This window comes from Muricauda sp. MAR_2010_75 (assembly GCF_000745185.1).
Taxonomy (GTDB): domain Bacteria; phylum Bacteroidota; class Bacteroidia; order Flavobacteriales; family Flavobacteriaceae; genus Flagellimonas.
Genome location: NZ_JQNJ01000001.1, coordinates 1272416 through 1292221, shown reverse-complemented (window position 1 = coordinate 1292221; position 19806 = coordinate 1272416). Strand labels below are relative to the sequence as shown.

Sequence of the window (19806 nt, the reverse complement as noted above, 5' to 3'; positions counted from 1 at the left end):
TTGAAAGAAATTGAGTGATTTTTCGTTGTATAGAAAACGAAACACAAAGCTACTAAAAAAATGCACCTACGGCATTTGGGTTAAAATTTAACCTTTTGTTCGCAAGGGAAAGCATAAAATGATTATATTTTTATAATAAAGAAGATTAGCTATGATACGGAAGTTAAGGGAAGAATTGATAAAGCTCTCCACCGAGATCATTACCGCAAGGGAAGATCAGGATTTGGCGGAGTTGTACGATAAGGCACGAAGAATTTATGAGAAATTGGCGGTGCTCAAATTCATTGATGAGAAATTGAGTGATGTTGAGGTCGATGTTTCCAAAAATGTGATCGCTTCACGTTTTGAGAAGGTGGCCAATGCCGTTTTGAGCGGAAACATTTCAGTTCCGGAAAGCAACCCTCACGAAGAAGACATTATGACGCCAGGTATGGAGACCATAAAAGACATGGTTTCTGAAATGCCCACCGAAACGGCACTGGAACAGGTGTTTGCTGAGTTTGTGGCCAAGCCAGACCTTATGAAAAACGATAAGGAAAATGTTGGCGTTGCCGAGAAAGTTGAAAAATCGGAACAGAAAAGCAAGTCAAAATCCTTGAATGATAGGTTTGTCAAAGACCTTCAAATTGGATTAAATGACAAGCTGGCCTTTGTAAAGCACCTCTTCAATGGCAACATGGAGGACTATACCCGGGTATTGTCCCAGTTAAATACCATTGAGACGGAGGAGCGCTCCATTGCCTTTATCACCAACATGGTAAAACCCGAGTACAATAATTGGGAAGGCAAAGAGGAATATGAAAACCGTTTGATGGCGCTGATTGAGCGTCGATTTGCTTAAATCAATAACATTCCAATCACTTTTTAGAAGGAAGACCGTAACTTAGGTCCATGGGAAAACTATATTTGGTTCCGACCCCAATTGGAAACCTTGAGGATATTACACTTCGGGCCATAAAGGTCTTGAAGGAAGTGGATTTGGTCTTGGCCGAAGACACCCGTACCAGCGGAAAATTGCTCAAGCATTTTGAAATCAATACGCCGCTACAGAGCCATCACATGCACAATGAACACAAACAGCTTGATGCTTTGGTGAACAAATTGAAGGGAGAAACGACCATTGCCCTTATTTCGGATGCGGGGACACCAGCCATTTCCGATCCTGGTTTTTTATTGACCCGCGCTTGTGTGGAAAATGGAATTGCCGTGGAATGCCTTCCAGGAGCTACAGCATTTGTCCCGGCTTTGGTGAACAGTGGACTGCCCAACGACCGTTTTGTATTTGAAGGATTTTTACCCTTAAAAAAAGGGCGCCAAACCCGACTGGAACAGCTGGCTGAAGAATCCCGCACCTTGGTTTTTTATGAATCCCCTCATAAACTGCTAAAAACCTTGGCCCAATTTGTGGAGTATTTTGGAGTGGACAGACCTGTTTCCGTATCCCGTGAACTCACCAAGCTGTACGAGGAAACCGTGAGGGGAACGCTATCTGAGGTACTGGAGCATTTTACTAACCATCCGCCCAAAGGAGAATTCGTTATTGTGGTGGGCGGGAAAAAATAAGCTGTTAGCAAAGACAAAGTTTCCCGACCCATTAAATATGGACCAACTGCTTACCCAAATAAGAAACTGCTCGCATTGCACAGAACATTTGCCATTGGGACCCAGACCTATAGTGGCGGCCCATCCGGAATCTAAAATAGCCATCATTGGACAAGCTCCCGGCACCAAAGTGCACCAAACCGGAGTGCCTTGGGATGACCCTAGTGGGAAACAACTACGGAAATGGTTGGGCGTTACGGATAAGCAGTTTTATGATGAGCGTCTGTTTGCCTTAATTCCTATGGGTTTCTGCTATCCGGGGAAAGGAAAATCAGGGGATTTACCTCCTAGACCTGAATGTGCACCCTTATGGCACGATCCTTTATTCCAGGATATGCCAAATCTAAAATTGACCATCCTTATCGGCCAGTACGCACAGCGTTATTATTTGGGAGATGCCATGAAAAAAAACCTTACTGAGACTGTTCGGAACCATAAAAGCTACTTGCCCAACTATGTAGTGCTGCCCCACCCATCTCCTAGAAATCGGTTTTGGTTGAGCAAAAATCCGTGGTTTGAAGAAGAGGTTTTGCCAGAATTGCAGGAAAAGGTTTTGGGGAGGCTTACGTCTCACATCTAAATCTAGTATCTAGACCCATCATGCTTCCCCTTTTCCCAGCCGTGTTTTCCCAAATACTGATTGGCGCTTTCCACAGCCCCGGTTTCAATGGAAGTTCCCATGGAATCATTCCAACGGTTGAGATATCCGAATAGGGAAATCACCCCCAACATTTCCACAATTTCACCTTCATTCCAATGTTGATACAGTCGCTCCTTGATTTCGGCATTCACCGCATTGGGTACTTGAGAAGCCACCAGAGAAAAATCGAGTGCAGCTCGTTCCGCTTCTGAAAAAGCAGAATGGGTTCGGTACTCCCAAATATTGTTTAATTGTTCCTGTTCTGCGCCGTATCGTTCCGCTGCCCTAATGGCATGGGCCTGACAATACCGGCATCCCGTTGCATTGCTGCTCACCCAGGCAATCATTCGTTTTAAGGCCGAGGTAACTCGCCCCTCATTGGCCATGACTGCCTTATTGAGGTTAATAAACGCCTTTGAAATGGCAGGGCGGTGCTGCATGGTCAACACGGAGTTTGGACAAAAACCAAGGGTTTCATTGAAAAATTCAGCCAACTGTTGGGTTTCTGGATCGTGATTGGGGTCAAGGGAAGTTACTAAGGCCATAAGTGCGATTTTAAATCGTATTTTTGATATACTACAAGAAACAAAAATTTGATTGTATGACAAATCACATTACCACCAAATGGTTGGGCGAAATGGCCTTTGAAAGCAATAATCCTTCTGGACATACCGTAAGAATTGATGCAGGACCAGAAAGTGGAGGTTCAGGCGCTGGATTGCGACCCAAAGCCTTGATGCTTTCGGCACTGGCTGGATGCTCGGGATTGGATGTTGCTTCGTTGATAAAGAAAATGAAACTGGAGGTAGATGATTTTTCCATTGAAACCATTGCCAACCTTACCGAAGAACATCCCAAATATTATGACTCGGTAACTGTGGAGTACCACTTCATGGGTTCAAATCTCAAGGAGGACAAATTGCAAAAAGCGGTGGATCTATCCGTAGAAAAATATTGTGGTGTTATGGAAATGTTCAGACAGTTTGCTAAGTTGGAGATCAAGATTCTGTATCACCATAAATAGGTATCAAGTACAAAATTCAAGCTCAAGCTCAGGAACAAGCATAAAGTTTTAATACAAAACTCAAATTCAGGTAAATCGTTTATATTTATTGGGTCAACCTCAAAATCATATCAAAATGGTTTATGACACAGAAAAAGTTTGATTTAGAGGAAAGGTTTGTTGATTTGGCAGCCAGTATTGCTTCCTTTTGCCAAGATTTATCCAACGATTTTACAGGTCAATATTACGGAAATCAATTGCTTCGCTCTGCAGGTGGAGCCGCTTTGAATTTTGGTGAGGCCCAAGGAACAAATACAGATAAAGATTATGTACACAGGGCCACCATATCATTAAGGGAATTGAAAGAATCAAGGGTAAACCTAAATATTTTGAATAGAATAGAGTATGGTAACAAAGAATTGCGAATAAGTTTACTGGATGAAGTTGAACAATTGATCAAAATCACTGCTACAATAATCAAAAACAAGAAGTAATTCCAAATTTTATCTTGAGCTTGAATTTTACACTTGAACTTTAAGAACAATGCGTTGGACCCTAAAACCCAAACCTACACAAGAAGCCATCAGCCAACTTTCAAAGGAATTGAATGTTGATGATTTAGTGGCACACTTGCTCCTGCAACGGGGCATTCATAATTATGACGAGGCCAAACTTTTTTTCCGGCCAGAACTGGACCATCTGCACGATCCTTTTTTAATGAAAGACATGCAAAAGGCGGTGGAGCGGATTGAACAAGCCATCAAAAATCAGGAAAACATATTGGTGTATGGCGATTATGATGTGGATGGAACCACCTCCGTGGCTTTGGTGGCTTCGTTCTTGCAGGACAGCTATCCCAATGTGGCCACCTATATCCCGGATAGGTACGAAGAAGGATATGGCGTTTCTTTTCAAGGCATCGATTTTGCTGAGGATAATGACATCTCCTTGATCATTGCTTTGGACTGTGGAATCAAGGCCATTGATAAAGTAACATATGCTGCGAAGAAGGGCATCGATTTTATCATTTGCGATCACCACAGACCTGGCAATAAACTTCCTGAAGCTGTTGCCATTCTCGACCCAAAACAAGAAGATTGTGCATATCCCTACAAAGAGCTCTGTGGATGTGGGGTTGGATTCAAATTGATTCAAGCACTGGCCTCACGAGAGGGAAAAACTGTGGAAGACCTCATTCCCTATTTGGATTTGGTGGCAACGGCCATTGCGGCAGACATCGTACCTATCACTGGAGAAAACCGCATTTTGGCGCATTTTGGCCTACAGGTCATCAATGCAAGTCCCAGAATTGGGATTCAGGCTTTAATTGATCAAGTCAAAAAGAGGACTCTAACCATCACGGATATAGTTTTTATCATTGCCCCACGAATCAATGCTGCAGGGCGGATGAAACATGGCCAGCATGCTGTGGTATTGCTCACAGAAACCAATTTCAGTAGGGCCCAAGAGTATGCGCAAGAGATTGAGTCCTTCAATGCGGAGCGAAGAAACTTAGATCAAGAAACTACGGAAGCAGCCTTGTTACAGATTCAAGAAAACGCTGAAGAAAATCGGTTCACTTCGGTAGTGTATAATGAAAATTGGCATAAAGGGGTCATTGGTATTGTCGCCTCACGTCTTACCGAAACCTATTACAGACCAACTTTGGTCTTTACCAAAAGCGGGGATAAGTTATCCGCTTCGGCCCGATCTGTAAAAGGGTTTGATATTTATAACGCCTTGGAAGGTTGTTCCGATTGTATTGAGCAATTTGGCGGACATATGTACGCGGCGGGGCTTACCCTTTTGGAAGAACAATACCAAACCTTCAAACAACAATTTGAAAAAGTGGTATCAGAGACCATCGACCCCCATTTATTGCAACCTGAAATTTCTATTGATGCCCAGTTGGAACTCAATCAAATCACCCCAAAATTAATGCGCATTTTAAAACAGTTTGCTCCTTTTGGCCCGGGCAACATGACGCCAGTTTTTATGGCCGAAGGTTTACAGGACACCGGCTACGCAAGAGGTGTAGGTGAGGATGAAAAACACTTGAAGGCATCCGTCACGCAGAAGGGTTCTGCCCCCATTGGGGCCATTGGCTTTAATTTGGGAAATAAATTGGGTCTGGTTGCGAATAAGAATCTTTTTGATGCCGTATTTTCGTTGGACGAAAATGAATGGAACGGAACGGTGAGCCTTCAACTGAAATTAAGAGACATTCGCTAGACATTTATGGACCCATACGCTGCACTCCGCTATAGGGAGTTCAACATTTTTTTACTGGTACGTTTTGCCATGGTCTTTGCTTGGTCCATGCAATTCATTGTTATTGAGTGGCAGGTGTATTCTTTAACCAAGGATCCATTGTCATTGGGAATTATTGGACTTATGGAGGTTATTCCCGCAGTTGGTATGGCCTTGTTTGCAGGGCATATTGTAGACCAGCGGGAGAAAAGAAATCTGCTCGTCACCTGCATTGCCGGGTTTTCGGTAATCAGTTTGGGTCTTTTTCTTTTAAGTTGGCCAGGCTTGCAAGACACCTGGGATTCCAGGACCATACTATATTCCATTTACGCCTTGGTCTTTATGGGAGGATTGGTGCGCTCGTTTTTGGCCCCCACTATTTTTTCATTAATAGCATTGATCGTACCGAAGAAAATTTATCCCAATGCGGCCACCTGGAGCAGTTCCACATGGCAATTGGCTTCAGTTTTGGGTCCGGCCTTGGCCGGATTTTCCATTAGTTGGATAGGCGTACATTGGAGCATGTGTGTCATTTTTGGCTTCTCTTTGATGGCATTGCTGTTTCTGTTACAGATACCCAAAAAGCCCATCATGAATCCTAAACTTGGGGAACCGGTTATGAAGAGTTTAAGGGATGGGTTGCATTTTGTTTTTGGAAACAAGGCCATTTTTGGTGCTTTGACTTTGGATATGGTAGCGGTTCTCTTTGGAGGTGCCGTAGCGTTATTGCCCGTTTATGCCCAAGATATTTTACATGTAGGAGCGGAAGGATTTGGGATTTTGCGAGCGGCGCCAGCCGTTGGAGCATCGATAACCATGTTGGGCTCTACACGATTCCCATTACATAAAAATGCAGGTAAAAAACTGTTGATGGCGGTGTTTGCTTTTGGGATTTGCATTATAGTGTTTGGACTTTCGGAACTCTTCTGGTTGTCTGTGATTGCTTTGTTTCTAAGTGGTGCTGTGGACGGAGTTTCCATGATTATCAGGCAGACCATTTTACAACTGAAGACACCGGACAATATGAGGGGTCGGGTAGCCTCTGTAAACTCCATGTTTGTGGGCTCTTCCAATGAGTTGGGGGCGTTTGAGAGTGGAGTAACTGCAAAACTCATGGGAACAGTTACTGCTGTGGTTTTTGGCGGATGCATGACCTTGCTCACTGCAGGTGCAACGGCCATTGCGTCACCAACCTTTAGAAAATTAGACCTTCAAAAGGATATTGATGAGCACGAAAAGGATTAAATTTCGAGCTTTTCCAGACTTAAATTTTCACCATCAAAAACGGCATAGGTAAAATAATTGATCCAATCCCCTAAATTGGTGTAGCTGGATTTTTGGTTGAGTTTTATTTCCATCGGAAGGTGTCGGTGGCCGAAAATAAAATGGTCATAATGCTGTTGTTCCAGCTTTCGCTTTGCGTAAAGAATCAGCCACTCCTTGTCTTCACCCAAGAATTTAGCATCGGCCTCACCAGAAATAATCCGGTTGTTCACAGAAAGATGTTGTCCCAAGCGAACCCCCAAATCGGGGTGCAGCCACTTAAAGAACCATTGTGCCACAGGGTTGGTAAAGACTTTTTTCATGCGTTTAAAGCCCTTGTCGTGTGGGCCCAAACCATCACCATGACCAATAAAAAAAGAAGTATCGTTAATTAAAAACTGTTGCGGTTTGTGGTAGACTGGGATGTTGAGTTCTTCTTCAAAATAACCATTCATCCAAAGGTCATGGTTGCCCACAAAATAGGTGATTTGTATGCCCATGTCTGAAAGTTCGGCCAATTTGCCCAGCGTACGGGTAAAACCTTTGGGAACCACAGTTTTGTATTCGAACCAAAAATCGAAAAGGTCACCCATTAAAAAAATGGCATGGGCATCGTGCTTAATGCTGTCCAACCAGGCCACGAACTTCTTTTCTCGAGACAAACTGTCTTTTCTGGTGGGCGCACCAAGGTGGTTATCGCTAGCGAAATAGACTTTTTTGCTTTTTGGAAGGGTGATATTTTTCAAATTGGTCTAAGGAAAAAGTTTGTAGATATCATTTCGCTTTACAAAACGAGACAATAGCAAGGTATTGTTTTCGTAATAAAAACCTAGGCGATAAGGGCCTATTCTTATTCTGAAAGCGTTTGGATGTCCGGCCATTTTTTTGACAGATTTTAGCTCATCCAAAACGATGGCTTCTTTCATTTGGAGAATGATTTGCTTTAATTTCTGTTTTGTCTTTTTATCATTAATCTTTCTTAAATCTTTTTCAAAGGATTTATGATATTTGACTTTCATTCATCCAGAATTTTAAAGATCTCATCTTCGCTTGAAAAGTCTTCTTTGTCTGCTTGTTGCATTAAGAGGAGAAGTCCAAGATCCTCTTTTTCCTCCTCAGAAAGACTTTTAAAACGCTCCAGCTCTTTGTTCTTAACGTACTCAACAACAGCCTTTTCCATCAAGGCCTTAACGCTCAAATTTTCAAAGGCGGAAAGCATTTTTAATTTTACTACAAGTGACTTATCGACTTCGATAAGCTTTTTTACATGCTCCATAAGGCTTGACTTTTCAAAGATTACATCAGCAAATATATAAAATATATATTTTATATAATTTACTTTTTAAAACGTCGGTTGCTTCTTATCCGATTGATTACATAAACCACAATTACGAAAAGAGCCAATATGGGGAACAATAAATCAGTCATAATTTCTTTTATTTTTTAAACTTTTCCAGGGCGGCTTTGGTTTCTGGGGAAAGGGCCAACTTACCGGAAGATTCTGCTCGTTGGGCGAGCAATTCATCCCAATGGTCAGTGCCTTCCCAAAGCACACGTTTCATTTCGGCCAAGGCATTTGGGTTGTAGGAAGCCAATCGTTGCACATGGAATTCCAACTCTTTGTCCATTTTAGAAATGGAGTCAAATACTTTGGCAAACAATCCTTTTTCTTTGGCCCAATAGGCATTTTTCCATTCGGTTGGGGATAATGAGAGTTCGGCTAAAGCGGCTTTTCCCATTTTTCGTTCCACGGCCGGGGCAATGACAAAGGGACCAATACCGATTGAAATTTCTGATAATTTGATGGCAGCATCAACTGTGGCATATACGTAATCGCAAGCAGCGGCCAAGCCAACACCACCCCCAACGGCCTTGCCCTGAACACGCCCAACAATTGGTTTTTTGCATTTACGCATGGCATTGATGACATGGGCAAATCCACTGAAGAAAGCCTTTCCCTCTTCCAAGTTTGAAATGGCCACCAATTCATCAAAAGAAGCCCCGGCACAGAAAGCGCGATCTCCCTCAGATTTCAATACAATCAAGGAAACGGAATCGTTATCCGAAAGCTTGGCAAACTCATTGGCCAAACGGCCTAAAAGTTCGGACACAAAAGAATTACTGGCCGGATGACCGAATTCCACCGCAGCAACTCCGTTGTTGATTTTGGTATACAAACTTCCGTTGGCTCTATGTGTGGACATTAATTTCAGTTATCAGTTATCAGTTATCAGTTATCAGTTGTCAGTTGTCAGTTGTCAGTTGCCAGTGCTTGAACATGCTATTTTCCAGCACTAAATTAAGCGTTTTGTACCAAGGGCCTGAACTTTTGTCTAAATTTCCAAACCAGGGCAAATCCGCGAATCATCATCCAGACCACAAAGGCAATCCAAATGGCATAGAACCCCCAACCCAAAAACTTCCCTAGATATAAGACGGGGATAAAGCCCAAAAATGTCGCTGAAAGCAATACATTCCTCAAATATTTCATTTCACCCAGACCCTTAAAGAGTCCGTCAAAGATAAAGGCGATGGTGTTCATGGGAAGTCCTAGAATTACAATGTAGAAAATACTGTAAAATGTTTGGAGCACAATTGTCTCATTTGAAAAAAGTCGGCCAATGGGCCTATAGAAAATGAAACCTGAAAGCATCAAGATTAAACTTACGACCATTCCGTATTTGAATATCGTCTTGGCCAATTTCCACAGGCCGTTATAGTCTGAAGCACCCAAAAGTCTACCCCCCATACTATTCCCGGCTGCAGCATAGCCATCAATAAAAAAGGCGGCAAATAACCATAGGTTGACCGCAATGGTATGCGCTCCGATAAAACGATCCCCTAGTATGGTAGCTTCTCGAACCGCAAGCATTAAAGCGGCATTGAGGGCGGCAGTACGGACAAACAAATTCAGGCTCATCAAAATCAATCTTTTGATTTCTTTGTTGAGCGGGAAGACCAGTTTCATGCTGATTTCAGTTTTTTTCAGAAGTAGAATCAGTGCTAGAACGGCCATAGTGCCTTGTGCGATCAAGCTGGCCCATGCTGCACCTTCCAGATACATTGCAGGGATATAACCTTCCACACCGTAAACTAGAATAAAATCGAGCAGAATATTTAAGCCTGCTCCAATCATGGCAATCACCATGGGATAAAAGGTGTTCTGTAAGCCCCTGAAAATTCCAAAAATAGCAAAAGTGAACAGCGTCAACGGAAAGCCCCAAACCCGAATAGAATAATACGAAATACAATAGTCCAGTATTTTCCCTGAGGCTTCAAATAGTTTAAAGATATCTTCAACAATAAAAATAGTGGACACCAAAATGACGACACTCAACAGAATATTAAAGAAAATGGCCTGAGCGGGCAGGTTCTTTACTTCATCCAGTTTTCCAGCACCTAGATATTGGGAGATGATTGCTGAAATGGCACTTCGGGTCTGGCCCAAAACCCAAATGAGCATGGATAAAAAGGACCCTACTATACCGGCAGCAGCCAAAGACTCCAATCCATCAACCGGAATATTGCCCACAATGGCTGTATCGGTAATGGAGAGCAGGGGTTCCGCAATTCCCGAAATGGTAGCGGGAATAGCCAGTTGGTTAATGCTTCTAAAATTGACGTGTGTGCTCAAATCGGGGTCAAGTTACAGCACTAATTCATAACAATGAAAAGGATGCTCACTTTGTTTGGGAAAGAAAATATCGCCAAGCTTCTAATTGTTTAAGTAAGCAATTTTACAACTAAGTCCTTGCTTGGTATGACTTTAAAACATGATCAATTTTTTTATTGGTTTCTTGATTCACAAACATTCTGTCTTCCGACTCCTGAAACCATTCCAAAGTTCTTTTGATACCTGTTGCGAAAGGGATAGTTGCTTTAAACTCTGGCACAAAAGTTTTGATTTTGGTATTATCAAAAATGACGCTTTCGGTTTTATCTCCCAATAAATCGCCCGTAAAACCGGGCTCAAGACTACATATAAAATCGGAAGTAATATGCACTGCATTCAGCTCACAGCCTAAACTATCGGCCAAAATTTTATAAATGGAATTCCAAGTTAAAACTTCATCAGAAGTGATATGAAACGTATGCCCTATAGCTTGGGTAAGTCCCAACAAGCCAACTAATCCCACAGCAAAATCATCAGCATGTGTTGTAACCCAAACCGAAGTACCATCACCATGAATAATAATTTCCTGGCCTTTTAAAATTCGGTCTGCCGTGGTATATTCTTTCACCCCACCAATGGCAATAGGAATGATAGTATCGTAGGTAAATGAAGGTCTTACAATGGTAAATGGAAAATCCTGCTCGCGGTAGGCTTTCATCAACAATTCTTCACACTTAATTTTATTATTGGAGTATTCCCAAACATTGTTGCGAATGGGTGTAGACTCAGTAATGATGGGATAGCTCAAGGGTGTTTGGTAGCAAGAAGCCGAGCTAATAAAAATGTATTGCTTTGTTTTTCCCTTGAAAAGCTCAATATCCCTTTGCATTTCCTCCGGTGTGAACACAATCCAATTGACCACCGCGTCCCATGTATGTCTACTCAGTTCTGATAATGTTTCTGGCTTGTTGATGTCTCCAATAATAGTTTTTACCTTAGGAATTTCAACACCTGTTAAACCCCTGTTCAAATGGTATAAGTCTATCCCTTTTTCAATGGCTAAACGGCTACAAGGTGTGCTAATATTTCCTGTTCCTCCAATAAATAATACTTTCATAATGTTTTACTTTTATAACGAAACGCTTCAAACCCGAATAGAATACTATGAAATGCTTTTAAAATTTACCTGTGTGCTTAAATCGACAGTAAGTTACAGCACTAATTCATAACAATGAAAAGGATGCTCACTTTGTTTGGGAAAGAAGATGTCGCCCAATTTTTGATAACCTCGTTGCTCGTAAAAACGTTGATTTCTGTGGTTTTGAGAGAAGGTATCAAGACGAACCGATACAAATCCATGTTCCCGGGAATAGTTTTCAGCAAAATCCATTAACTTCTGGGCCAATCCTTTGCCTTGATGATCAGGATGAATGGAAAGGCGATGAATATAGGTACTGTTGCCATTGGGTGTCAACCATTCAATAGGCACATATTCCTCATCCATATAGGTTGAAATGACAATAGTTCCCAAAATAGCTCCGTTTTCTTCAATCACATAGAGTTCATTGCGCTCCACATCCCGTACAAAGGCGGTCTCAGACGGATAGTGTTCGTTCCACTGAAAAATACCATTTTCCTGCATTTTTGTGGCGCAGGCCTTGGTGATGTTTAGGATATCCTTTATTTCAGATATCTTTGCATGCCTGATCATGGTTTCATTTTAATTAAGTTGTAAATTTAGGGTTTAATCTCAATCACCAAATAATGAACAATATACTCGTACCTATTGGAACTTCACCAAATTCTTCAAGCACACTGCAATACGCCATCGACTTTGCATTTAATTTTGGTGCCAAAGTTTTTGTGATGGATGTGTTCTCGGTCACCACTGCCGTAGGGAGCTTGGCCAATGTTGAGGAGAAAGTGGCCAAAAGCAGCAAGGAACATTTGAAAGAGGTGATTGAACAAGTGGACACCAAAGGTGTTGAAATTAAAATGGCAACCTACAATGGCGATATTATTGATGGCCTTAAGGACATCAACAAAGAATTGGGGATAGATTTGATCATCATTGCCCCAAGAAGTAACGATATTCAGGAAGAACTTTATTTGGGGAACACTTCGGGCCGTATCATTAAACAGACCAATATTCCCACTTTGATTGTCCCAAAGGGAACCGAATTCAAACCCTTGAAAAAGATATTGACCGCGTTTGGTTCTGGAATCTTAAAGCGGAGCAGTATCCTGAATCCTTTGGTAAGTATAAAGAACAAATTTAGGGCTGAAGTGAGCTTGCTCTTGGTAAAAAGGCCGGGATATTCTGAAGATGATCTTAAAGTGAACACGGCCCTCATGGATTTGAGCAAACAATTGACCATCACGGAAAATGGCACCACCTATTTGGGTGTAATTGAACATTTCCAAAAAGAACACCCCGATATGTTGTGTGTTTTTAGAAGGAAACGGGGATTCTTCAAAAAGCTTTGGGAAAAAAATACGATACCAAAATCTGAGTTTTTTGTGCCCATTCCCGTTTTGGTGTTGAGCGTTAAAAAAGATTAAGGAAACAACGCAATTTTTGATACTTTCGGAAAAAAGTATTTCCTTTGCGCTCTCTTACGGGGGATTAGCTCAGTTGGCTAGAGCGCTTGCATGGCATGCAAGAGGCCACCGGTTCGAATCCGGTATTCTCCACAAAAAATGAAAGCACCTCAAATTGGGTGCTTTTTTATTTTGAGGTTATTTTAAGGGATTAGCTCAGTTGGCTAGAGCGTTCCGAAGACCTTCGGAAAGGCCACCTGCGAACAACGTTCTTCACTCAAGAGTCACAAGCATACCTCAAAAATGATGTATTTATGGAATATTTCGTCTACATCGTATACAGTGAATCTGCTGACCGATAGTATGTGGGTCATTGTCAGGATTTGGAAGACAGAATACGTCGGCACAATGGCGCCAGGTCCAAATACACAAAAATTGCAACAGATTGGAAGGTAAAGTATACTGAACATTTTACCACAAGGAGTGGCGCTATGGCCAGGGAAAGGGAAATTAAAAGAAAGAAAAGCAGGAAGTACATTGAATTTCTTATTTCAGAGGCTGAAGGCTAGAGTGTTCCGAAGGCTTTCGGAAAGGCCACCGGTTCGAATCCGGTATTCTCCACAAATTTTACCATCCTTTTAGGATGGATTTTTTGTTTTTGGCCATTTCCTTTTTGAACTTTAGGGATAAATTATATCAACATGAACTTAGAAGGAAAAGTAGCATACATTACAGGAGGAACCAAAGGCATAGGATATGGCATCGCTGAATGCCTATTAAAAGAAGGCATGAAGGTGGCCGTCAGCGGAAGAAGTCAAGAAGGGGTGGATTGGGCCGTAAAAAACCTAGGGGATGGCGAACGTGTTTTGGGTTTGGTCTCCGATGTTACCAGGCTGGCAGACGAAAAGCAGGCAGTGGATAAAATTCTAGCCACTTGGGGGCAATTGGATATGGTTATGGCCAATGCCGGAGTAGGCATTTTTGAACCCGTTGATGAAATGAGCGAGAAAACTTGGCGCCAAATGATCGACACAAATTTGAACGGAGTGTTCCATACCTTAAAAGCATCAGTGGAGGCATTGAAAGAGTCTGAAGGCTATTACATGACCTTGGCAAGTTTGGCCGGAACCAACTTTTTTGCCGGAGGGGCTGGGTATAATGCCACCAAATTTGGAGTGGTAGGCTTCACACAAGCAGCCATGCTAGACCTTAGAAAACACAATATAAAAACAACAACGATCATGCCCGGTTCGGTAGCGAGTCATTTTAACGATAATGAACCATCGGATAAAGACGCGTGGAAAATTCAGCCTGAGGATATTGGTAAATTGGTCGTTGACTTACTTACCATGCACCCACGGACATTGCCGAGCAAGATAGAGGTGCGTCCTACACGCCCTGATTTAAAATAATCAGACTGCTTTTTCGGTTAAGGGGAGCGAGGGGTTGCAGATTTCCAGGATGAGCTGCTTTAAGTAGCCCTCAAAAGTGGATAAAACCTCGGTATCAATAAGGGTGTTGTTTTTGTCCTGTGAAAAGGAAAACAACCCCTGTCCCAAATTTTTAAAGGAATAGATTCCGGCAAGAGCGGATTCCGCCCCGTGTTTTTTGTTATACAGGAGTGCGTAGCACAGCAACTGAAAAGCTTTGCTCTTATCATAGTTGGTGATGAGTTCCTCCCAGTCGGTAAGCTTTACGTTTTTCGGCTCTACCCTTCCTGTTTTGTAATCAATGATTCTTGTAATGCCGTTAAACTCATCAACACGGTCCAAGGTGCCTTTGAGTTTTACGGGAAAATCCAACTCAGGAACATGGAGTTGGACATCATATTTTTCTTCCAAGGCCAGTATTTTGATCGTATGCCGTTGGAGTTGCTTTATTTCGATGGCCATAAAGTTCTCCAAATACTTACAAATAACATTATGGACCAACAGGAACTTTCCTTTGGAAATATCAACACCGAACAAGTTTTTTTGAAAATGACCTTTTACAACAATAGGAATTTTGGGCTTTAGGGCCTCAATATTTCCTTTTGAAAGCATTGTTCCCAGAAGGGGAGTATACAACTCTTCCAAACTGTCATGTACTATGGTACCAAAAGTGTTGGCGGCTATGTTTTCCTCAACTTCATCGAGATCGTTGATTTTAAGGATATTTCGGGTGTAAAAGTCGATGGGATTCCTCACATAATTGGTCAAGGAAGTTGGTGAAAACCCACTTTTGGCAAAAGCAATGATGTCATCCAATAGCGATGCCCCTTTCTTTATTTCCAAAGGTTGGGAAGGTGTAATATTAGCTTGAGGAGCTGCAATGGTGTGTGTAATGAATGGGGCAATGTTATCATCTGCCAGCAATTGGGAGATGAGCCTGCTTTTTTCACCGCCTTCCAAAACATCGGGTTCCGTATTATAGATGATGTACACGTTTTTGGCCCGTTGTATCAGTCTGTAGAAATGATAGACGTATATGGCATCCTTTTCTTTATAGGTGGGCAGACCGTAATCCCGTTTTACATCAAAAGGGATAAAGGAATTGTTCATTTTGCCGGATGGTAGAATACCCTCGTTGACCGAGGTGAGGATGACCGTTTCAAAATCCAAGTTCCTACTTTCCAGCATTCCCATAATTTGGAGCCCGGTTAGCGGTTCCCCGATAAAATCCAGGGTTTCCATGGATGCCAGCTGTTTAAACAGGTTTTTGATGGATTTGAGTTCACTGATGAAATCTACATGGGCCAAATATTCCTTCAATTGGTTGAAGAGGGTGTAAAACCGATAGACCTGTTCCAGTTCCATGGTGTTTTTCTCTTGTTGATAGGTAATCTTCAACCGATCAATGAGCAGAAGGCAATTATCTATCCATTGCAACACTGAAATACGGTCTTTGGGAAAGATAATTTTCAGCACGTCATAAGCTTCGGCATATCTGTCCAGGACACCGCCGTTGATGTACAACCTGTTCTGTTCTTTGATTTCCTTGGCCATAATTGGGGCAAAATCGACCTTGCTGGACGTTGAAAGGGTCAAGCAATACGGATTTGAGATAAGCTCCAGAACATATTTGTAGAACCATCCTCTTTCGGAAGTATTTGCGTTAAGCTCTAAGAATGCGATAAAAAAGGAGTACAAAATGGTTTTGTTCAGGGGCAGTCCCATAGTTATGTTCACGGCATTGATGGATGGCGGTACTGCATGAAGCATGGGAGAGAGCAGGGACTCATCAGCAAGAACAACGGCTGTTTTGGAAAAATCAATAGCAGCACTGGAGTTTAACTCATGCAACAATTGCCCTACATATTTGGTTTGTGAAATGCTTTTGGGAACGCCGGTAATTGAAATTTTTTTGGGAGACAAAAAATTACTTTGTGGCGTTATCCCTCCTTTGTTTTTGTAGTAGGGCCAGTTGCGCTGGTAATTCCTGATGAAAAGTCCGGCATCGTGGATAGGGTCATTGAGAAAGTACGTATCAATATCCCAATAGATTTGTCCGTTACCTTGTTCAAGAAAATGCTGTACAATCTTTGATTCTGCCGAGGTCAAAGCATTGAACCCGACGAAAATAATGGGTGTAGTTTTATGGTTTTTGGAATATTCCTCTAAACGGGAAACCGCAACCTTGGCCATAAGCCCTTGATAACCTCTCTTCTGTTCTTTTAAAACGGTATTGAAACCATTATATATGGTCTCCAATTTATTCCAAAGCTGAAGGTAGTTTTGGACCAACTCTGTTTTTTCTTTTTTTACGGACCAATGGTCGATTTCCTTGATGGCAGAAAGGTAGTTGAGCAGGTCATGTGCTGGAATAAGGTAGCCATCCATTTCATTGAAGTCCTGCAAAAGCGTTTGTCCCCATTTCAAAAAAGAAGGAAAGTCATCGGGTTCTTCTATTTGGGTTTCTTTATAAACGTCATATAGGACCAGCAATAGGTCCAGATTGGAGGTTTGCTCCATTCCAGATATGTCTGCAATAAAGTCTTGAATGGAAATATTTTTTGGACTGAAAATGTTTTGGGGCAAGGAGGAGGCCAAATGTTTTTTCAGAAAAGTACCAGAACGTTTACTGGGAAGTACAAAAGTACATTCGGAGAAATCCGTGCCTTTTTTTTGGAGGTCGTTCAATACATGTTCTAGAAAGCTTTTATGCATGTACTAAAAATAAAAAAGGCCCCGCAACTGCGGGGCCTTTTTAAAAGAAAACTTTGTGTTTTCGATTATTTTATCAAGTTGATTTCAACTCGTCTGTTTTGAGCTCTACCAGCTCTTGTATTGTTAGTGGCGATAGGCTTGGCCTCACCATAACCAATAGCTGTCAATCTATCTGAAGCAATACCCTTGTCAATCAAGAAGGTTCTTACAGAGTTGGCTCTTTCTTCAGAAAGTTTTTGGTTCAATGACTCGCTACCTACGCTGTCAGTGTGACCTTCTACAGTAAACTTAGCGTTAGGATATTCGTTCAAGATTTGGATGATGTCAACCATTACAGAAGTAGATTCTGCTTTGATGGAAGACTTACCAGTATCGAACAAGATGGTTCTAGCGTAGTCGTTCAATTGTTTTTGAACTTCTTCAGTTACTTCTGGGCAACCGTTGTTAGCTACAGTTCCAGCTACATCAGGACACTGATCATCTTTGTCAAGAACACCGTCACCATCGCTATCTGGCCATGGGCAACCGTTATTCTCAGCAGGACCAGCTTCGTTAGGACAATCATCATCTTTATCCGCAACACCGTCACCATCAGCATCAGGACAACCAGCTAGAGCAGGAAGACCAGGAGTGCTAGGACAAGCATCATCTTTATCAGCAACACCGTCACCGTCAGAATCAGGACATCCGTTCATTTCTTTAGGACCAGCTTCGTTAGGACAGGCATCTTTGGAATCTTCGATACCATCTCCGTCAGAATCAGGACAACCATTGAAAGCTTCCAAACCAGCAACTTCTGGACAAGCATCGTCTTTGTCGTAGATACCGTCACCGTCGGTGTCAGTACCACCAAACTTAATGCTAAGACCAGCCAAGTGTTGGAAATGCTTAACCAAATAGTCTTCAAAAGCGTGCTTGTATTGAGTCTGCAAAGTAAGACCAATGTTTTCAGAAAACCAGATGTTGATACCAACACCTCCGTTTACCGTACCAGCACCAATTTCATCAACCCAAGTGTAACCACCACCAATCTCAGCAAATGGGTCAATTGTTGTGTTTTTTAGGAAGTTGTACTTAATAGTACCATCAACAGCATAGTGAGAAAGGTCATCTACAGAAGCTTCACCAATTTTCTCAATTCTGTTCAAGGAACCACGTGCACCAATGGAAAATCCGTCACCAATGTACTTGGAAACGCCTACATAGGAAACAGAAGGCAAGATGTTCCAGTGGTCTGACACATTAAAGTACTCATCGAAAAGCGTAGTACTTGAAAATGGATTATTCTCGTCATTGGTTGGATATGCATCAATTGCATTCACCCCAAAACTAATCTGCCATGGATTATTCTCGTCTTGCGCTTGTATGCTGTTGATCCCTACAAATACAAGGGCAACAACCAATAATTTGCTAAGATGTTTCATGCTCAAAATTTTAAGTTTAAGTGTTTATCAGCAGCAAATGTAAGTTGTTAAGACTTATTAACAAAATCAAACATTCTTTTTTTTTGACTCATTTGCCAGAAGAATTGTTGCATTTCAACGATTTTAGACGATTTTCAACGACTTTCCTACCTTAATAAAGGCATTTATTGCATGGTCCAAGTGTTCTTTTTCATGCGCTGCGGACAATTGAACACGAATCCGTGCTTTTCCTTTTGGAACCACAGGATAGAAGAATCCGATAACATAAATGCCCTCATCCAGCAGCATATCGGCCATTTTTTGGGAAAGTTTTGCATCGTATAGCATCACGGGAACGATGGCCGAATCGCCATCAATAATATCAAATCCAGCTTCTTTCATGCCTTTTTTAAAGTATTCCGTGTTGTTTTGGAGTTTATCCCGTAAGGATGTGTCCTTATCCAGCATGTCAAAAACCTTTATGGAAGCCCCAACAATGGCCGGTGCCAAGGAATTGGAGAAAAGATACGGCCGTGATCGCTGGCGCAATAGTTCAATGATTTCCTTTTTTCCGGTGGTATAGCCGCCCATGGCGCCACCAAGGGCCTTGCCCAAGGTTCCGGTAATGATGTCGATACGGTCCATGACCCCTTTTTCTTCCAAGGTTCCGCGACCGGTTTCCCCAATAAAACCTGCCGCATGGCATTCATCGATCATCACTAGGGCATCGTATTTATCTGCCAAATCACAAATTTTGTCCAAGGGAGCCAAAAGGCCATCCATGGAAAAGACGCCATCGGTCACAATAATTTTGAACCGGGCACCATCTTTTACGCTCTGTTTCAATTGTTCCTCCAAATCGGCCATATTACTATTCTCATAGCGATAGCGCTTTGCTTTGCAAAGACGGACCCCATCAATAATGGAGGCATGGTTCAGTGAATCGGAGATAATGGCATCCTCTGCGGTCAATAATGGCTCAAAAACCCCACCATTGGCATCAAAGGCAGCCGCATACAATATGGTATCCTCCGTGCCATAGAAATTGGCTATTTTTTGCTCCAATTCTTTATGGATGTCCTGCGTACCGCAGATGAACCGTACCGACGACATTCCAAAGCCATGGGTATCCATCACATCCTTCGCGGCCTGTATCACATCAGGATGAGAGGACAGCCCCAAATAATTATTCGCGCAAAAGTTGATGACCTCCTCTCCTGTGGAAATTTTTATGACCGCTCCCTGGGGGGAGGTTATAATGCGTTCTTTCTTAAAAAGGCCTGCTTCCTTTATTTCTTCCAGCTCTTGGGCCAAGTGTTCTTTGATTTTTCCGTACATAGTTTTTA

The 19806-nt window shown here is 42.2% G+C and carries 21 protein-coding genes and 1 tRNA gene; 11 read left to right on the top strand and 11 right to left on the bottom strand.

Going from position 1 to position 19806, the window contains the following annotated elements; translation table 11 throughout:
• The first annotated feature begins 151 nt into the window (after window positions 1–151).
• Genes FG28_RS05810 through FG28_RS05800 form a run of 3 tightly spaced genes read left to right on the top strand, consistent with a single transcriptional unit; the run spans window position 152 to window position 2182 of the window.
• The gene (locus tag FG28_RS05810) at window positions 152–841 is read left to right on the top strand and encodes a hypothetical protein (RefSeq protein ID WP_036380706.1); all 690 of its coding nucleotides are present in this window, start codon (window positions 152–154) and stop codon (window positions 839–841) included.
• Between the two features lie 50 nt (window positions 842–891).
• Window positions 892–1563, top strand: a complete 672-nt coding sequence (gene rsmI, locus FG28_RS05805) for a 16S rRNA (cytidine(1402)-2'-O)-methyltransferase (RefSeq protein ID WP_036380704.1) — start codon at window positions 892–894, stop codon at window positions 1561–1563.
• A 37-nt stretch (window positions 1564–1600) separates the two neighbouring features.
• Window positions 1601–2182, top strand: a complete 582-nt coding sequence (locus FG28_RS05800) for a uracil-DNA glycosylase family protein (RefSeq protein WP_036386204.1) — start codon at window positions 1601–1603, stop codon at window positions 2180–2182.
• Window positions 2183–2184: 2 nt separating this feature from the next.
• On the opposite strand, the gene FG28_RS05795 is transcribed toward FG28_RS05800, so the two are convergent.
• Window positions 2185–2787 (bottom strand): carboxymuconolactone decarboxylase family protein, encoded by a 603-nt coding sequence (locus FG28_RS05795; protein ID WP_036380702.1) that lies wholly within the window; start codon window positions 2785–2787, stop codon window positions 2185–2187.
• Between the two features lie 56 nt (window positions 2788–2843).
• Here FG28_RS05795 and FG28_RS05790 point away from each other — a divergent pair, with 56 nt between their 5' ends.
• From FG28_RS05790 to FG28_RS05775, 4 genes are all read left to right on the top strand, one after another.
• A complete protein-coding gene (locus FG28_RS05790) occupies window positions 2844–3266 on the top strand; it encodes an OsmC family protein (protein WP_036380700.1) in 423 nt (140 codons plus the stop codon).
• Window positions 3267–3388: 122 nt separating this feature from the next.
• Window positions 3389–3739, top strand: coding sequence for a four helix bundle protein (locus FG28_RS05785; protein ID WP_036380698.1), 351 nt, complete (start codon window positions 3389–3391; stop codon window positions 3737–3739).
• A gap of 49 nt (window positions 3740–3788) precedes the next feature.
• On the top strand, window positions 3789–5477 hold the full coding sequence (gene recJ / locus FG28_RS05780) for a single-stranded-DNA-specific exonuclease RecJ (protein ID WP_036380696.1): 1689 nt from the start codon (window positions 3789–3791) through the stop codon (window positions 5475–5477).
• A gap of 6 nt (window positions 5478–5483) precedes the next feature.
• Window positions 5484–6740 carry an MFS transporter gene (locus tag FG28_RS05775; RefSeq protein ID WP_036380694.1) on the top strand — a complete coding sequence of 419 codons (1257 nt, stop codon included), beginning with the start codon at window positions 5484–5486 and terminating at the stop codon, window positions 6738–6740.
• On the opposite strand, the gene FG28_RS05770 is transcribed toward FG28_RS05775, so the two are convergent.
• The 7 genes from FG28_RS05770 to FG28_RS05740 all read right to left on the bottom strand — a co-directional run bounded on the left by FG28_RS05770 (window position 6737) and on the right by FG28_RS05740 (window position 12082).
• Window positions 6737–7504 (bottom strand): UDP-2,3-diacylglucosamine diphosphatase, encoded by a 768-nt coding sequence (locus FG28_RS05770; RefSeq protein WP_036380692.1) that lies wholly within the window; start codon window positions 7502–7504, stop codon window positions 6737–6739. The genes FG28_RS05775 and FG28_RS05770 overlap by 4 nt on opposite strands.
• Window positions 7505–7510: 6 nt before the next feature.
• Window positions 7511–7777: a type II toxin-antitoxin system RelE/ParE family toxin gene (locus FG28_RS05765; RefSeq protein WP_036380690.1), complete on the bottom strand. Its 267-nt coding sequence runs from the start codon at window positions 7775–7777 to the stop codon at window positions 7511–7513.
• The gene (locus FG28_RS05760; protein ID WP_036380688.1) at window positions 7774–8034 is read right to left on the bottom strand and encodes a hypothetical protein; all 261 of its coding nucleotides are present in this window, start codon (window positions 8032–8034) and stop codon (window positions 7774–7776) included. Before FG28_RS05760 ends, FG28_RS05765 begins: the two co-directional genes overlap by 4 nt.
• 160 nt (window positions 8035–8194) lie before the next feature.
• Entirely contained in the window at window positions 8195–8962 is a 768-nt protein-coding gene (locus tag FG28_RS05755; protein WP_036380685.1) for an enoyl-CoA hydratase/isomerase family protein, read from the bottom strand.
• 95 nt (window positions 8963–9057) lie between these two features.
• A complete protein-coding gene (locus tag FG28_RS05750) occupies window positions 9058–10392 on the bottom strand; it encodes an MATE family efflux transporter (RefSeq protein ID WP_036380683.1) in 1335 nt (444 codons plus the stop codon).
• Between the two features lie 109 nt (window positions 10393–10501).
• Window positions 10502–11488, bottom strand: a complete 987-nt coding sequence (locus FG28_RS05745) for an NAD-dependent epimerase/dehydratase family protein (RefSeq protein WP_036380681.1) — start codon at window positions 11486–11488, stop codon at window positions 10502–10504.
• Window positions 11489–11581: 93 nt separating this feature from the next.
• On the bottom strand, window positions 11582–12082 hold the full coding sequence (locus FG28_RS05740; protein ID WP_036380679.1) for a GNAT family N-acetyltransferase: 501 nt from the start codon (window positions 12080–12082) through the stop codon (window positions 11582–11584).
• A gap of 53 nt (window positions 12083–12135) precedes the next feature.
• On the opposite strand from FG28_RS05740, the gene FG28_RS05735 reads away from it, so the two are divergent.
• The 4 genes from FG28_RS05735 (at window position 12136) to FG28_RS05720 (ending at window position 14324) form a co-directional block, all read left to right on the top strand.
• Window positions 12136–12933: a universal stress protein gene (locus FG28_RS05735; RefSeq protein WP_036380678.1), complete on the top strand. Its 798-nt coding sequence runs from the start codon at window positions 12136–12138 to the stop codon at window positions 12931–12933.
• Window positions 12934–12991: 58 nt separating this feature from the next.
• A tRNA-Ala gene (locus tag FG28_RS05730) sits at window positions 12992–13065 on the top strand.
• Window positions 13066–13277: 212 nt separating this feature from the next.
• Window positions 13278–13481: a GIY-YIG nuclease family protein gene (locus FG28_RS21115; RefSeq protein ID WP_394297327.1), complete on the top strand. Its 204-nt coding sequence runs from the start codon at window positions 13278–13280 to the stop codon at window positions 13479–13481.
• A gap of 132 nt (window positions 13482–13613) precedes the next feature.
• Window positions 13614–14324, top strand: coding sequence for an SDR family oxidoreductase (locus FG28_RS05720; protein ID WP_036380676.1), 711 nt, complete (start codon window positions 13614–13616; stop codon window positions 14322–14324).
• On the opposite strand, the gene FG28_RS05715 is transcribed toward FG28_RS05720, so the two are convergent.
• From FG28_RS05715 to kbl, 3 genes are all read right to left on the bottom strand, one after another.
• Complete coding sequence (locus tag FG28_RS05715) at window positions 14325–17057, bottom strand: PD-(D/E)XK nuclease family protein (protein ID WP_036380674.1); 2733 nt, start codon at window positions 17055–17057, stop codon at window positions 14325–14327.
• Window positions 17058–17122: 65 nt separating this feature from the next.
• The gene (locus FG28_RS05710; RefSeq protein ID WP_036380672.1) at window positions 17123–18481 is read right to left on the bottom strand and encodes an OmpA family protein; all 1359 of its coding nucleotides are present in this window, start codon (window positions 18479–18481) and stop codon (window positions 17123–17125) included.
• Between the two features lie 123 nt (window positions 18482–18604).
• Complete coding sequence (gene kbl, locus FG28_RS05705) at window positions 18605–19798, bottom strand: glycine C-acetyltransferase (RefSeq protein WP_036380670.1); 1194 nt, start codon at window positions 19796–19798, stop codon at window positions 18605–18607.
• Window positions 19799–19806: the final 8 nt, after the last annotated feature.

What these genes read in the sequence shown, in the direction of transcription:
- FG28_RS05810 (WP_036380706.1), top strand. Translation starts at nt 152, where the DNA reads ATGATACGGAAGTTAAGGGAAGAATTGATAAAGCTCTCCACCGAGATC.
- rsmI (WP_036380704.1), top strand. Translation starts at nt 892, where the DNA reads ATGGGAAAACTATATTTGGTTCCGACCCCAATTGGAAACCTTGAGGAT.
- FG28_RS05800 (WP_036386204.1), top strand. Translation starts at nt 1,601, where the DNA reads ATGGACCAACTGCTTACCCAAATAAGAAACTGCTCGCATTGCACAGAA.
- FG28_RS05795 (WP_036380702.1), bottom strand. Translation starts at nt 2,787, where the DNA reads ATGGCCTTAGTAACTTCCCTTGACCCCAATCACGATCCAGAAACCCAA.
- FG28_RS05790 (WP_036380700.1), top strand. Translation starts at nt 2,844, where the DNA reads ATGACAAATCACATTACCACCAAATGGTTGGGCGAAATGGCCTTTGAA.
- FG28_RS05785 (WP_036380698.1), top strand. Translation starts at nt 3,389, where the DNA reads ATGACACAGAAAAAGTTTGATTTAGAGGAAAGGTTTGTTGATTTGGCA.
- recJ (WP_036380696.1), top strand. Translation starts at nt 3,789, where the DNA reads ATGCGTTGGACCCTAAAACCCAAACCTACACAAGAAGCCATCAGCCAA.
- FG28_RS05775 (WP_036380694.1), top strand. Translation starts at nt 5,484, where the DNA reads ATGGACCCATACGCTGCACTCCGCTATAGGGAGTTCAACATTTTTTTA.
- FG28_RS05765 (WP_036380690.1), bottom strand. Translation starts at nt 7,777, where the DNA reads ATGAAAGTCAAATATCATAAATCCTTTGAAAAAGATTTAAGAAAGATT.
- FG28_RS05760 (WP_036380688.1), bottom strand. Translation starts at nt 8,034, where the DNA reads ATGGAGCATGTAAAAAAGCTTATCGAAGTCGATAAGTCACTTGTAGTA.
- FG28_RS05755 (WP_036380685.1), bottom strand. Translation starts at nt 8,962, where the DNA reads ATGTCCACACATAGAGCCAACGGAAGTTTGTATACCAAAATCAACAAC.
- FG28_RS05745 (WP_036380681.1), bottom strand. Translation starts at nt 11,488, where the DNA reads ATGAAAGTATTATTTATTGGAGGAACAGGAAATATTAGCACACCTTGT.
- FG28_RS05740 (WP_036380679.1), bottom strand. Translation starts at nt 12,082, where the DNA reads ATGATCAGGCATGCAAAGATATCTGAAATAAAGGATATCCTAAACATC.
- FG28_RS05735 (WP_036380678.1), top strand. Translation starts at nt 12,136, where the DNA reads ATGAACAATATACTCGTACCTATTGGAACTTCACCAAATTCTTCAAGC.
- FG28_RS05720 (WP_036380676.1), top strand. Translation starts at nt 13,614, where the DNA reads ATGAACTTAGAAGGAAAAGTAGCATACATTACAGGAGGAACCAAAGGC.
- FG28_RS05715 (WP_036380674.1), bottom strand. Translation starts at nt 17,057, where the DNA reads ATGCATAAAAGCTTTCTAGAACATGTATTGAACGACCTCCAAAAAAAA.
- FG28_RS05710 (WP_036380672.1), bottom strand. Translation starts at nt 18,481, where the DNA reads ATGAAACATCTTAGCAAATTATTGGTTGTTGCCCTTGTATTTGTAGGG.
- kbl (WP_036380670.1), bottom strand. Translation starts at nt 19,798, where the DNA reads ATGTACGGAAAAATCAAAGAACACTTGGCCCAAGAGCTGGAAGAAATA.